This is a genomic window from Xenophilus azovorans DSM 13620 (assembly GCF_000745855.1).
Taxonomy (GTDB): domain Bacteria; phylum Pseudomonadota; class Gammaproteobacteria; order Burkholderiales; family Burkholderiaceae_C; genus Xenophilus; species Xenophilus azovorans.
This window is the reverse complement of the sequence record NZ_KN050767.1, coordinates 60,523-73,261: the sequence shown is the minus strand read 5'-3', so window position 1 is coordinate 73,261 and position 12,739 is coordinate 60,523. Positions and strand designations below refer to the sequence as shown.

Sequence of the window (12,739 nt, the reverse complement as noted above, 5' to 3'; positions counted from 1 at the left end):
GATAGAAGGTCTGCTATGCCCCATACCGTTTTTATTCGGCGCGTTGTGTTGCGCAACTACAAGAGCATTGGCAACTGCGACGTACGCCTGCAACCCTTGACCTATCTTGTCGGACAAAACGGGGCTGGCAAGAGCAATTTTCTCGACGCCCTCCACTTTGTCCGAGATGCGCTCGCAGGCTCTCTCGACAACGCCATTAATGAGCGCGGCGGTTTGAACGAGGTGCGCCGACGCTCCAGCGGTCACCCTACCTATTTCGGCATTCGCCTCGAATTTCGCTTGAAGGACGGCCGCGAAGGCTGGTACGCCTTTGATATTGGGGCCATGGCCAGTGGTGGCTACGAAGTGCAACATGAGAAGTGTGTCATCGGGGGCATCGGCAAAGGGCCTTTCTTTCGCATTGAGAAAGGCCGACTGATCGACAGCAGCGAAGCTGCTTTTCCTGCCGTGACGGCGGATCGGCTCGCACTAGTAGCGGCTTCTGGCTTCACGGCGTTCAGACCCGTGTTCGATGCGTTGACGGCGATGGGCTTCTACAACCTGAATCCGAAGCTGATGCGGGAGCTTCAGAAGCCGCAGGATGGCCGTTTGCTCAAGTCAGTAGGCGAGAACATCGCAAGCGTGATTGGCCACCTGGAACGTGTTGCGCCGGATCGGGTGGAGACGATCCGGGAATATCTTCAATCGGTGGTTCCCATGGTGCATGGCATGGAGCGCAAAGCCATCGGTCCCATGGAAACCTTGGAGTTCCGTCAAGACATGGCTGGTGCCAAGCATCCCTGGAAATTCCTGGCACAGAACATGTCGGATGGCACGTTGCGCGCCTTGGGTGTGCTAACTGCGTTGCTTCAAAGTAATGTTGACTATTCACCTACATTGATTGGGATCGAGGAGCCGGAAACGGCATTGCATCCGGCTGCCAGCGCTGCCTTGCGAGAGGTGCTGGGTCAGGCGGCCAATCACACTCAGGTGCTGGTGACCAGTCATAGCCCGGATCTGTTGGACGACAAGAGTATCGATGTGGATGCCATTCTCGCGGTAGTTTCGGAAGGAGGAGAAACCAAGATCGCGCCCTTGGACGAGGCTTCTCGCCAGATGTTGCGTGACCATCTGTTCTCTGCCGGGGAATTACTGCGGATGAATCAATTGGCGCCCGATAGAAAGGTTATCGATCGACAAAGCGATGCGCAGATCGACCTGTTTGGGGAGACCCGTTCGTGATTTCGATTGCATCTATCGTGGAGGGCGATGGAGAAGTTGCGGCGTTGCCCATCTTGCTGCGCAGAATAGCCGTGGAGATCAACCCAGCTGTCACTGTCAATCCACTGCAGCCTATCCGCGTGAGACGTGACAAGTTCCTTCATAAGGATGAGGAACTTCGCAGGCAACTGCTGCTGGCTGCTGCGAAGAGTGGTGACAACGGGTGGATCCTGATCCTGCTGGACGCCGACGATGACTGCCCTGCGGCCCTTGGAGCTGAAACATATCGGCGAGCTCAACAAGTTGTGCCGCATCGACGGCTATCGGTCGTGCTGGCAAATCGGGAGTTCGAAGCGTGGTTCATTGCGGCTGCGCAATCCCTGCATGGTGCACGCGGCTTTTCCGTAGCGCCCAATGAACAGATGGAAGCCGAGATCCCGCGCAATGCCAAGGGCTGGATGCGAGAGCACATGAAAGGTGGCACATACAGCGAAATTCTGGATCAGCCAGCGTTTGCAGCGCGATTCAATCTGAGTCAAGCATTCGACCACAGCCGCTCGTTCCGCAAGCTGATCAAGGAGTGGCGCTGCCATGTCTCTGAGCGATCCTCGTGAGATGGTAGAGGCAAGGCGGCAAGCGGCATGTGAACGAACCCACCCCGTCTGCCATCGCCAGGCGGGTGCGCTGACTGATATCTCCCTGTAGAGCAGGCAAGCAACACTCCGTTCAAATAAAAACAATTATCATTACCGTCTTCGCATCACATCCGAGGACTGGAGAGCCACCTTGCCCACGCCGGCCGCGCCCCTGGGTTGCGCGCAGGACATCGGCCTGCTCTACCGCGACCACCACGGCTGGTTGCGCGGCTGGCTGCACCGCCGCCTGGGCTGCGCGCACCATGCCGCCGACGTGGCGCAGGACACCTTCGTGCGCCTGCTGGCGGCGCGCGACGCCCTGCCGCTGCTGCGCGAGCCGCGCGCCTACCTGCGCACCACCGCCCAGCGCCTGCTGGTGGACCACGCCCGCCGGCAGGCCGTCGAGGACGCCTGGCGCGCCGAGGTGGCCCTGCTCGCCGAACACGGCGACCTGCACTACCCCGCGCCGGAGGCGGCACTGGCCGCCCTGCGTGCGCTGCGCGAGCTGAGCGACGTGCTCGACCGCGTGGCCGCCAAGGCCCGCGCCGCCTTCCTGCTGCACTACCTGGACGGCATGACGCACGAGGCGGTGGCGGCCGAGCTGGGCGTGTCCGACCGCATGGTGCGCAAGTACCTGGCCCAGGTGCTGGTGCAGTGCGTGAGATGAAACACCCCCCGTTTGGCCGTCCTCACTTCGTGTGGCCGGCCCATACCCCCCAAGGGGGGCGCACCCGGCGGCCCGGCAAAGCCGGTTCCGCGGGTGCACTGGCATGGCCTGCTTCGCGGCCTTCGGAGCCTTTGCTTGCGAGCCGGTTTCGTGCTCTGCGGGTGGCGCGCAGCGCCATGGCTGAGAGGGCATGAGCGAATCCGGCACGCCCATGCTGGCCGAGCAGGCCGCCGAGTGGCTGGCCGGCCTGGGCGCGACCGACCCCACGGAGCGCGAGCGCGTGCGTGCCGGCTTCGAGGCTTGGAAGGCCGCCGATCCGCGCCATGCCGAGGCCGCCGCGTCCATGGAACGGTGGCTGGCCGCCCTGCAGCCGCTGCAGGGCAGCGGCGCACGCATGGCCCGTGCCGCGCTGCAGGCCGGTGAAGACGCCACGGCCGCCCGGCGCACGCGCTCCCGCGCCGCGGCCGGCCTGGCCGCCGCCGCGGTGGCGGCGCTGGCGCTGTGGGCCGGCGTGCGCGACGAATGGCCACAGGCCCTGGTGGCCGACCTGCGCACCGGCACCGGGGAATGGCGCAGCCAGCCGCTGCCCGACGGCTCGCGCCTCACCCTGGCCGGCGGCAGCGCGGTGGACCTGCACTTCGACGGCCACCAGCGCACCGTGCGCCTGCTGCGCGGCGACATCCTGGTGGACGTCGCCCGGGACCCCGCCCGGCCCTTCGTCGTGCGCACCCGCGACGGCGAGGTGCGCGCGCTCGGCACGCAGTTCGTCGTCGAGCGCGGGGCCGAGGCCACGCGGCTGGCGATGATCGAGTCCGCCACCGCCGTGCGCAGCGCGCGGCAGGTGGCCCGCCATGCCAACGACGCCGTGCGCGTGCAGGCCGGCGAGCAGGTGCGCATCACGTCCGAGGCCGTCACGCCGCTGGGCGCCGTCGATCCGCAGGGCCTGCGCACGCAGTGGCAGCAACGGCAGTGGGTGGTGCTGGACCGCCCGCTGGCCGAAGTGCTGGACGAACTGGCGCGCCACCATCCCGGCCACCTGGGCTACGACGCCGCGCGGCTGGCCGGCCTGCGCGTGAGCGCCGTGCTGCCGCTGGACGACCCCGAGCGCGCGCTGGCGCTACTGCAGGCCAGCTTTCCGCAGCTGCGCGTGACGCGCCTGACGCGCTTCTGGGTGCGGGTGGAGCGGGCGGGCTGAAATTTTTTCGCGGGGAGCGGTTCCGCTTCGGCCGCCTGGCCCGTCAAGGAAGAAAGCGCCTCCTTTTCTTCCTTCCGTCCTTCCTCCGCCCATGCCTTCCGAACTGTTCCTGCGCCCCTCGCGGCGCCTTCGCCGCCGCGTGCCCGCGCGGCTCGCACCCCTGGCCGCTGCCGCCGGCCTCGCCCTGGCCGGCCTGCTGGCCGCGCCGCTGCCTGCGTCGGCCCAGGCGCCGGCAGCCGCCGCGCCCAGCTTCGACATTCCCGCCGGCCCGCTCGACCAGGCCCTGGTGCGCTTCGCGCAGCAGGCCGGCGTCACGCTGTCGATGGACGCCTCGCGCCTGGCCGGCCTGCGCACCGATGGCCTGCGCGGCAGCCGCGGGGTGGACGAGGGCTTCGCGCAGTTGCTGCGCGGCAGCGGCCTGCGCGCCGTGCGCAGCGCGGGCGGCTACGTGCTGGCGGCGGCCGAGCCCGCCTCGTCGGCGCCCGCCGCCGCCCAGGACGCCGCCTCGCTCGCCACCGTGACCGTCAGCGCCGACGCCGAGCGCGGCGCCGCCACCGAGGGCACCGGCTCCTACACCACGCAGTCCACCAGCACCTCGACGCGGCTGAACCTCTCGCCGCGCGAGACGCCGCAGTCCATCAGCGTCATCACCCGCCAGCGCATCGACGACCAGGGCCTGACGCAACTGACCGACGTGATCGCGCAGACGCCGGGCCTGGTCGTGGCCCAGGGCGGCAACACCGGCAGCGACAGCTCGCCCATCTACTCGCGCGGCTTCGGCGTGGACACCTACCTCGTCGACGGCGTGCGTCAGCTCAACTCCGGCTACACCGACATCTTCCAGACCTACGACATCGCCACCGTCGACCGCGTGGAGGTGCTGCGCGGCGCCAGCGGCCTGATGAGCGGCATCGGCACGCCGGGCGCGGCCATCAACGTGATCCGCAAGCGGCCGGTGGCCGGCTTCCAGGCCCTGGTGCGCGGCGAACTCGGCTCGTGGGCGCACCGGCGTGCCGAGGCGGACATCTCCACCCCGCTGAACGAGGCCGGCACCGTGCGCGGCCGGCTGATCGCCGCCATGCAGAAGAGCGACTCGTACATCGACCGCCTGGAGGAAGAGCGCAAGGTGCTCTACGGCGTGGTCGAGGCCGACCTGACGCCCGACACGCGCGTGCACGCCGGCTTCTCGTGGCAGCGCATGGAATCCACCGGCCATGCGCGCGGCGGCCTGCCGGCCTACTACAGCGACGGCACGCGCACGCACTGGCGCGTCTCCGACTCGGCCGCCGCCGACTGGGCCAGCTCCTACCGCCGCTACGGCAGCGTCTTCGCCGGCATCGAGCACCAGCTCGCGCCCGACTGGAAGCTCAAGGCCACCGCCATCCGCAGCTGGACGATCTACGACGAGGTGCTCGGCTACGCCAGCGGCGGCAACCCCGACCGCTTCACCGGCGCGGGCGTGAGCCTGTGGGCCGGCCGCTGGGCGGCCGATCCGCGCCAGGACACGCTGGACGTGCAGGTCACCGGCAAGTTCGACGCGCTCGGCCGCAAGCACGACCTCGTCTTCGGCGCCGAGGCCTCGCGCGCCACCTACACCACGCCGGGCTACAACCTCTGGTACTTCGACGGCTGGAGCAGCGCGATCCCCAACATCCACCTGTGGAACGGCGCCTGGCCCGCGCAGCCCTACAACCCGGCGAACAGCATGCTGACATCGGACGAGCGGCTGTACAGCGCCTACGGCACGCTGCGCTTCCGGCCCGCCGACAGCCTGGCCGTGCTGGTGGGCGCGCGCGTGACCGACTGGCGCCGCGACCAGAGCACCACCACCTTCCGCACCGGCCGCACCACCTACAACGATCGCCGCGAGACCGGCCAGGTCACGCCCTACGCCGCCGTGGTCTGGGACTTCAGCCGCGACTGGAGCGCCTACGCCAGCTACACCGACATCTTCAAGCCGCAGAACAACAAGACGGCCAGCGGCGACTTCCTCGACCCGCAGACCGGCGCCAGCTACGAGGTGGGCGTCAAGGGCAGCGTGCTGGACGACCGCCTGAACGTCAGCGCCGCGGTCTACAAGGCCAAGCAGGACAACCTGCCGGTGGCGATCCCCAACACCTTCGCGCCCGACGGCTCCGCCGCCTACGAGCCCAAGTCGGGCACCAGCACGCGCGGCTTCGAGATCGAGGTCAGCGGCGAGATGCAGCCGGGCTGGCAGCTGTCGGCCGCCTTCGCGCGCAACATGACGCGCGACCGCGACGGCAAGCGGCTGCTGACCCAGGTGCCGCAGAACACTCTCAAGCTGGCCACCAGCTACCGCATCGCCGGCATCGGCCACGGCCTGACGGTCGGCGGCGCGCTGCGCTGGCAGAGCGAGATCTACAGCGACGACATGGGCCCGGCGAAGCTGCGCTTCGTGCAGCCCTCCTACGCGGTGGCCGACCTGATGCTGCGCTACGCCTTCAACCCGCGGCTGGCGGCCACGCTGAACATCTACAACGTCTTCGACAAGCGCTACTACAACACCACCGGCAACAGCTACTGGGGCGCGCCGCGCTCCGCGCGCGTCTCGCTGGAGGCGCGGTTCTGACGCTGCTCCACCACCGACGTTCCCCCCCAACACCGTTGTCCCCTCACCACCGTTCACGCTGAGCTTGTCGAAGCGCTGCGCAGGGCTTCGATCCTTCGACAGGCTCAGGACAGGCCGAGCTCAGCCCGAACGGTCGTTGTGCTTCGAGCGCAAGACCAAATGAACCCTTTTGTCCCCAGGAGACCCATCCGCATGAAAACCCCCGCCCTGCTGTCCCTCGCCCTGGCCGTCCTCGCCGGATCGGCCCAGGCCCACCAGCTCTGGATCGAACGCGACGGCGACGGCCCCGCGCGCGTGTTCGTCGGCGACGTCGACGGCGAGCGCGACCGCGGCGAGGAAGTCGCCAAGCTGGCCGGCACCACGCGCCTGTTCGCCGCCGACCCGGCCGCGCCGCTCAAGCTCACCGCGCACGACGACCGCCTCGAGGCACCCGCGCCCGCCGGTGCCGACCTGCGCCTGGTCAACGACCAGGTGTGGAAGCCCTGGCGCGCCAAGGACGGCACGCTCAAGGCCGCCGTGTTCAACGCCCGCGAAGGCCGCCGCGACACCCGCGCCGCGCTCGACTACGAGTTCGTGCCCGCCGCGCCGCAGGGCGACCGCTTCACGCTCGTCTTCAAGGGCCAGCCCGTGGCCGGCAAGACCGTGACGGTGGTGGACCCGAACCAGTGGGCCAAGCGCCTGAAGACCGACGCCGAGGGGCGCCTCGCGCTGCCCGCGCGCGGCCCCGGCCGCTACGTGCTGGTGGCCTCGCACTCGGTCAAGGAAAAGCGCCAGGTCGTCGGCGAGACTGTGGACGCGGTGGACTACACCGCCACCCTGAGCTTCGTGGTGCACTGAGCATGGCCGTTTCGCTGCTTCTGCGCGCGGCGCTCGCCGGCATCGCCCTCGGCACGGCCGCGCTGCCTGCGACGGCCGACTCCCTGTGGCTGCAGCCCGCGCGCGGCGGCCAGGCCGAGGTGCGCGCCGGCACCCTTGCCAAGCCGCTGGCCGCGCTGCCGGCGCTGAAGGACCCGAAGGCGAGCCAGGGCGGCCAGCCGGTGCCCGCACGTGCCGAGGCCGCGCGCTTCGCGATCGACGCGGGTGCCGACGCCGCCGACTTGCGCTTCACCGCCGTGCTGCCCGGCGCGCAGGGCGTGCTGACCCACTACCAGGCCCGCCTCGGCCGCCGCGACACGGCGCCGGCGAACGACCTCGAACTGGTGCCCACCACGCCCGGCGGCAGCACCTTCCGCCTGATGTGGAAGGGCAAGGCCGTGGCCGCCGCGCAGGTCAACATCGAGACCGCCGAGGGCTGGTCGCGCACGCTGCGGCCCGACGCGGACGGCAGCGTCACGCTGACGACGCCCTTCCCGGGCCTGTACGTGCTGGAGGTCAGCGCGCGCGTCGACGGCAAGGGCGCCAGCTTCGAGGGCCGGGACTACCCCGACGTGCGCCACACCGCCACGCTGAGCTTCGAGGTGCCGGCCCGATGAAATGGCGCGCCCTCGGCGCGGCGCTGGCGGTGGCCGGCGTCGTGGCCGCCGCTGCCCTGCTGCTCCTGCCGCCCGAGGTGCGCTACGAGACCGAGGCCGTGCGCCGGCAGCCGGTGCAGGACACCGTCACCGCCATCGGCACGCTGCAGCCGCGCCAGTACGTGGACGTGGGCGCGCAGGTCTCGGGCCAGATCCGCCGCCTGCACGTGGCCGCCGGCGACGCGGTGCGGCGCGGCCAGCTCCTGGTGGAGATCGACCCCAGCGTGCAGCAGGCCACCGTCGACGCCGGCCGCGCGCAGCTCGACGGCCTGCGGGCCCAGCTCGCCGAGCAGGAGGCGCTGCACCGCCTGGCCGCGCAGCAGATGGCGCGCCAGCGCCAGATGGCAGCCGAGGAAGCCACGCGCGCCGAGGACGTGCAGGCCGCCGAGGCCGAGCTGGCCGTGCGCGCCGCGCGCATCGCGCAGCTTCGTGCCCAGATCGCCGAGACCCGTGCCACGCAGCGCGCCGACGAGGCGCGGCTGGGCTACACGCGCATCTTCGCGCCGATGGACGGCACCGTGGTCGGCGTCGAGGCGCGCGAGGGCCAGACCCTCAACGCCACCTACCAGACGCCGCGCATCCTGCGCATCGCCGACCTGGGCGGCATGACGGTGTGGACCGAGGTGTCCGAGGCCGACGTGCGCCGCGTGCGCCCCGGCATGGCCGTGTGGTTCACCACCCTGGGCAGCGACGGCGAGGGCGAAGCGCGCCGATGGCGCAGCCGCGTGCGCCAGGTGCTGCCCGCGCCGCCGCTGCAGGAAACGAGTGCCGAGTCCGCCGGCGCCGCCGCCGCGCCCGCCACCAAGGCCGTCACCTACACCGTGCTCTTCGACGTCGACAACGCCGACGGCGCGCTGATGCCGCAGATGACGGCGCAGGCGGTCTTCCAGGTCGCCGGCACCGAGGACGCGCTGGCGGTGCCGTTGGCCGCATTGCAGCCCGTGGCCGATGCGCCAGGCCAGGCGGCGGTGCGCGTGCTGGGCGAAGGCGGCCGGCCCGAGCAACGCCGCGTGCGCGTGGGCGTGCGCAGCCGCCACCTGGCCGAGGTGAGCGAGGGGCTGAAGGAGGGCGAGCGCATCGTCACCGGCGAGACGCGCCGACCGCGCACGCCGAAGTGGCTGCAATGGTGACGCCGCCGCTGATCGAGCTGCGCGGCGTGCGCAAGCGCTACGGCGGCAGCGGCGGCCAGCCCGAGGTCGAGGTGCTGCACGGCATCGACCTCACGGTGCGCGCCGGCGAGTTCGTCGCCATCGTCGGCGCCTCGGGCTCGGGCAAGTCCACGCTGATGAACCTGCTCGGCGGGCTCGATCGCCCGAGCGGCGGCAGCTACCTCTTCGAGGGCCGCGACGTGGCCGCGCTGGACGCCGACGCGCTGGCGGCGCTGCGGCGCCAGACCTTCGGCTTCGTGTTCCAGGGCTACCACCTGATCGGCAGCGAGACGGCGGGCGAGAACGTGGAGCTGCCCGCGCTCTACGCCGGCCTGCCGGCGGACGAGCGCGCGCGGCGCGCGCAGGCGCTGCTCGAACAACTGGGCCTGGAAGGCAAGGCCCACTTGAGGCCGCACCAGCTCTCGGGCGGCCAGCAGCAGCGCGTGGCCATCGCCCGCGCGCTGATGAACGGCGGGCGCGTGCTGCTGGCCGACGAACCCACCGGCGCGCTCGACAGCGCCAGCGGCGCCGAGGTGATGGCCCTGCTGCACGCGCTGGCCGACCGCGGCCACACCATCGTGCTCATCACCCACGACCGCGAGGTGGCGGCGCAGGCGCGCCGCGTGGTGGAGATCCGCGACGGCTGCATCGTGGCCGACCGCATGAACGGCGCGCCTGTCGCCGGCACTTCGCCCGTCGCCGCGCCCGCGCTGCCGCCGCAGGACGATGCGCAGGCGCGCCGCGCCACCTTCTTTTCCGAGCTGGGGGAAGCGGCGCGCACCGCCTCGCGCGGCATGGGCCGCAACCGGCTGCGCACCGGCCTCACGCTGCTGGGCATCGTGATCGGCGTGGCCTCGGTGATCGTGATGCTGGCCATCGGCGAGGGCGCGCGCCAGCGCGTGGTCGAGCAGATGGGCACGCTGGGCACCACCATCATGTACCTGGGCGGCCGCGCGCCCGACACCGGCGGGCCACCGGGGCTCATCACCGAGGAAGACCTCGCCGCCCTCGCCGAGCTGCCCGAGATCGCCTACGTCATGCCGGTGATCGGCGACCCGATCCCGGTGCGCCAGGGCCGCGTGGAGCGGCAGGTCTACGTCTTCGCCGCGCAGCACTTCATGCCCGACGTGCACCAGTGGAAGGTCGCGCTCGGCCGCTACCACACCGAGGCCGAGGACCGCGCCCTCACGCCGCTGGTGGTGCTGGGCCACCGCGCGCAGCAGCACTTCTTCCCCGGCGTGGCCGACCCGCGCGGGCGCCAGTTGCTCATCGGCGACTCGCCCTTCGAGGTGATCGGCACGATGGCCGAGCGCGGCGCCGAGTCGGGCGCGCAGAGCTACGACGACATGGTCTTCATTCCCTGGCGCGCCGGCCGCGCGCGCGTGTACCGCGTGCAGACGCAGCCCGACTACACCGTCATCGCGGCCGCCTCGCCCGAGCAGGTGGGGCCGGCCGAGCAGGCCATCCGCCGCGTGCTGCTGGCGCGCCACGGCCGCGAGGACTTCGCCATCAGCAACGCCGCCGCGCGCCTGCAGGCCGAGGCCGAGACGCGCCGCAGCATGACCATGATGCTCGGCCTGATCGCCACCGTCTCGCTGGTGGTCGGCGGCATCGGCGTGATGAACGTGATGCTGATGACGGTGCGCGAGCGGCTGCGCGAGATCGGCATCCGCATGGCCGTGGGCGCGCGCCGGCGCGACGTGCAGCGCCAGTTCCTCACCGAGGCCATGCTGCTCACGCTGGCCGGCGGCGTGGCGGGCGTGGGCGTCGGGCTGGCGGTGGGCATCGGCCTCATCGCGGCCGGTGCGGCGGTGGTGTTCTCGGTCAGCGCGATGCTGCTGGCTTTCGGCTGCGCGGCGGCCACCGGGCTGGTCTTCGGCTTCATGCCGGCGCGCACCGCCGCGCGGCTGGACCCGGTGGTGGCGCTGGCGGGGGAATGAGGATGCGGCTGCACCTTCATCGCTTCGCGGCCGTCGCCGCGCTGCTTTCGGCGGCCGGCTGCGCAACGCACACGCCGCCGCAGGACGCGCCACCGGCGTTGCCCGAACGCTGGGCGCAGGCGCCTGCCACCGGTGCGGACGGGATCGCCGCCGACTGGTGGAGCGCCTTCGGCAGCGCCGAACTCGACGCCCTGGTGCGCCAGGCCGCGGAGGGCAGCCACGACCTCGCGGCCGCCGTCGCGCGCGTGCAGCAGGCCGAGGCCGCCGCGCGCGCGGCCGGCGCGGCGCTGTGGCCCTCGCTGACGGCGGGCGTTTCGGCCGGCCGCGAGGCGCGTCTGGGCGGCCATGCGGACGTGGCCGGCACCGCCTTCGGCGCCAGCCTGCAGATGCGCTACGAGGCCGACTTCTGGGGCCGCCACCGCGCCGCGCGCGACGGCGGCGAAGCCTTGTTGCAGGCCAGCCGGCACGACCGCGACACGCTGCGGCTCGCCCTGGCCGCCGGCGTGGCCGGCGCCTGGCTGCAGGCCGTGGCGCTGCACGAGCGCATCGACCTCGGCGCGCTGAACCTGCAGACCGCCGAGCGGCTGCTGGCCGTGGTCGAGGCCCGCGCGCGCGCCGGCGCCGCCTCGCTGCTGGAACTGGCGCAGCAGCGCGGCCTGGTCGCCGCCCAGCGGCGCAGTCTGGCCGCGCTGCGCGAGCAGGCGCACGCCGCGCACATGGCGCTGGCCCTGCTGCTCGGCCGGGCCGAGGGCGCGCCCCTCGCACAGGTGCGTTCGCTCGCCGCGCTGCGCGCGCCTGCGCTCCAGCCCGGCACGCCGGCCGCGCTGCTGGCGCGCCGCCCCGACATCGCACGCGCCGAGGCGCAGCTCGCCGCGGCCGATGCCGACGTGGCCGCCGCCCGCGCCGCGCTGCTGCCGGCCCTGACGCTGTCGGCCGACCTCGCCAGCGGCGCCTCGCGCTGGCGGCAGGTGCTCGACAACCCGGCCTACACGCTCGCTGCGGCGCTGGCCGCGCCGATCCTCGACGGCGGCCGCCTCGCCGCCGTGCGCGACGCCGCACAGGCCCGCCGCGAGGAACTGCTGGCCGGCTACCGGCAGACCGTCGTGGCCGCCTTCGTGGACGTGGAGACGGCCCTCGGCGCGATGACCGAACTGGATGCGCAGCGGCAGGCGCAGGCCGATGAACTCCGGCAGGCGCAACGCGCGCTGGCGCTGGCCGAGCGCCGCTACCGCGCCGGCGCCGAGTCCCTGCTGACGCTGCTGGACGCCCAGCGCACCCTCTACGCGGCGCAGGACCTGGCGGCCCAGCTCCAGGCCCGGCGTCTGCAGGCCTCGGTGGACCTGTACAGGGCGCTGGGCGGGGGATGGCGCCTGCAGGACGAAGAGGAGGCCGCTTCGTGACGCCGCAGCCCGCATCGCCGCTGCTGGAGCGCCTGCGCCGCGCCGGCCTGCGCCCGACGGCCGCGCGCCTGGGCATCCTGCAGGTGTTCGCCGCCGCCCCGCAGGAGGCGCTGTGCGCGGAGGAGGTCTTCCGCCGCGCGCTGCGGCAAGGCGCTCCCGGCAGCCTGGGCACCGTCTACCGGACCGTCTACCAGCTGGAGGCGCGCGGCCTGCTGCTGGGCGAGACCGCGGCGGACGGCATGGCGCGCTACCGGCTCACGCCGGAGGGGCCCGCCGCCTGCCCGCCGCTGCGCCTGCGCTGCCCGTCCAGCGGGCGCCTGCTCGAACTGGCGGACGCGCCGCTGAAGGAGCGCCTGGTCGCCGTCGCGCGGCGCGAAGGGGTGGACCTGCGGGGCATGGCGCTGGTGATCGCGCCGGTGGACGAGGCGCCGGGCCTCGCACGCTGAGCGGCGC

General features: G+C 72.1%; 11 protein-coding genes. All 11 read left to right on the top strand.

Annotated elements, in window-relative coordinates; translation table 11 throughout:
* Nucleotides 1-15: 15 nt before the first annotated feature.
* Nucleotides 16-1,221: an AAA family ATPase gene (locus Q392_RS29415; protein WP_038217718.1), complete on the top strand. Its 1,206-nt coding sequence runs from the start codon at nt 16-18 to the stop codon at nt 1,219-1,221.
* Nucleotides 1,218-1,814: a DUF4276 family protein gene (locus Q392_RS32505; protein ID WP_084217487.1), complete on the top strand. Its 597-nt coding sequence runs from the start codon at nt 1,218-1,220 to the stop codon at nt 1,812-1,814. Before Q392_RS29415 ends, Q392_RS32505 begins: the two co-directional genes overlap by 4 nt.
* 172 nt (nt 1,815-1,986) lie before the next feature.
* Complete coding sequence (locus Q392_RS29410) at nt 1,987-2,502, top strand: sigma-70 family RNA polymerase sigma factor (protein ID WP_084217486.1); 516 nt, start codon at nt 1,987-1,989, stop codon at nt 2,500-2,502.
* A 190-nt stretch (nt 2,503-2,692) separates the two neighbouring features.
* Complete coding sequence (locus tag Q392_RS29405) at nt 2,693-3,697, top strand: FecR family protein (protein WP_038217716.1); 1,005 nt, start codon at nt 2,693-2,695, stop codon at nt 3,695-3,697.
* A gap of 91 nt (nt 3,698-3,788) precedes the next feature.
* Nucleotides 3,789-6,287: a TonB-dependent siderophore receptor gene (locus Q392_RS29400; protein ID WP_038217715.1), complete on the top strand. Its 2,499-nt coding sequence runs from the start codon at nt 3,789-3,791 to the stop codon at nt 6,285-6,287.
* Nucleotides 6,288-6,479: 192 nt separating this feature from the next.
* The gene (locus tag Q392_RS29395) at nt 6,480-7,124 is read left to right on the top strand and encodes a DUF4198 domain-containing protein (protein WP_038217713.1); all 645 of its coding nucleotides are present in this window, start codon (nt 6,480-6,482) and stop codon (nt 7,122-7,124) included.
* A 2-nt stretch (nt 7,125-7,126) separates the two neighbouring features.
* A complete protein-coding gene (locus Q392_RS29390) occupies nt 7,127-7,759 on the top strand; it encodes a hypothetical protein (protein WP_157008429.1) in 633 nt (210 codons plus the stop codon).
* Nucleotides 7,756-8,928: an efflux RND transporter periplasmic adaptor subunit gene (locus Q392_RS29385; RefSeq protein WP_038217709.1), complete on the top strand. Its 1,173-nt coding sequence runs from the start codon at nt 7,756-7,758 to the stop codon at nt 8,926-8,928. The genes Q392_RS29390 and Q392_RS29385 overlap by 4 nt, the downstream gene beginning before the upstream one ends.
* Nucleotides 8,922-10,886: a MacB family efflux pump subunit gene (locus Q392_RS29380; RefSeq protein WP_038217706.1), complete on the top strand. Its 1,965-nt coding sequence runs from the start codon at nt 8,922-8,924 to the stop codon at nt 10,884-10,886. Before Q392_RS29385 ends, Q392_RS29380 begins: the two co-directional genes overlap by 7 nt.
* Before the next feature lie 2 nt (nt 10,887-10,888).
* Nucleotides 10,889-12,286 (top strand): efflux transporter outer membrane subunit, encoded by a 1,398-nt coding sequence (locus Q392_RS29375; protein WP_038217703.1) that lies wholly within the window; start codon nt 10,889-10,891, stop codon nt 12,284-12,286.
* Complete coding sequence (locus Q392_RS31575) at nt 12,283-12,732, top strand: Fur family transcriptional regulator (RefSeq protein ID WP_051954084.1); 450 nt, start codon at nt 12,283-12,285, stop codon at nt 12,730-12,732. The genes Q392_RS29375 and Q392_RS31575 overlap by 4 nt, the downstream gene beginning before the upstream one ends.
* Nucleotides 12,733-12,739: the final 7 nt, after the last annotated feature.

What these genes read in the sequence shown, in the direction of transcription:
- Q392_RS29415 (WP_038217718.1), top strand. Translation starts at nt 16, where the DNA reads ATGCCCCATACCGTTTTTATTCGGCGCGTTGTGTTGCGCAACTACAAG.
- Q392_RS29405 (WP_038217716.1), top strand. Translation starts at nt 2,693, where the DNA reads ATGAGCGAATCCGGCACGCCCATGCTGGCCGAGCAGGCCGCCGAGTGG.
- Q392_RS29400 (WP_038217715.1), top strand. Translation starts at nt 3,789, where the DNA reads ATGCCTTCCGAACTGTTCCTGCGCCCCTCGCGGCGCCTTCGCCGCCGC.
- Q392_RS29395 (WP_038217713.1), top strand. Translation starts at nt 6,480, where the DNA reads ATGAAAACCCCCGCCCTGCTGTCCCTCGCCCTGGCCGTCCTCGCCGGA.
- Q392_RS29390 (WP_157008429.1), top strand. Translation starts at nt 7,127, where the DNA reads ATGGCCGTTTCGCTGCTTCTGCGCGCGGCGCTCGCCGGCATCGCCCTC.
- Q392_RS29385 (WP_038217709.1), top strand. Translation starts at nt 7,756, where the DNA reads ATGAAATGGCGCGCCCTCGGCGCGGCGCTGGCGGTGGCCGGCGTCGTG.
- Q392_RS29380 (WP_038217706.1), top strand. Translation starts at nt 8,922, where the DNA reads ATGGTGACGCCGCCGCTGATCGAGCTGCGCGGCGTGCGCAAGCGCTAC.
- Q392_RS29375 (WP_038217703.1), top strand. Translation starts at nt 10,889, where the DNA reads ATGCGGCTGCACCTTCATCGCTTCGCGGCCGTCGCCGCGCTGCTTTCG.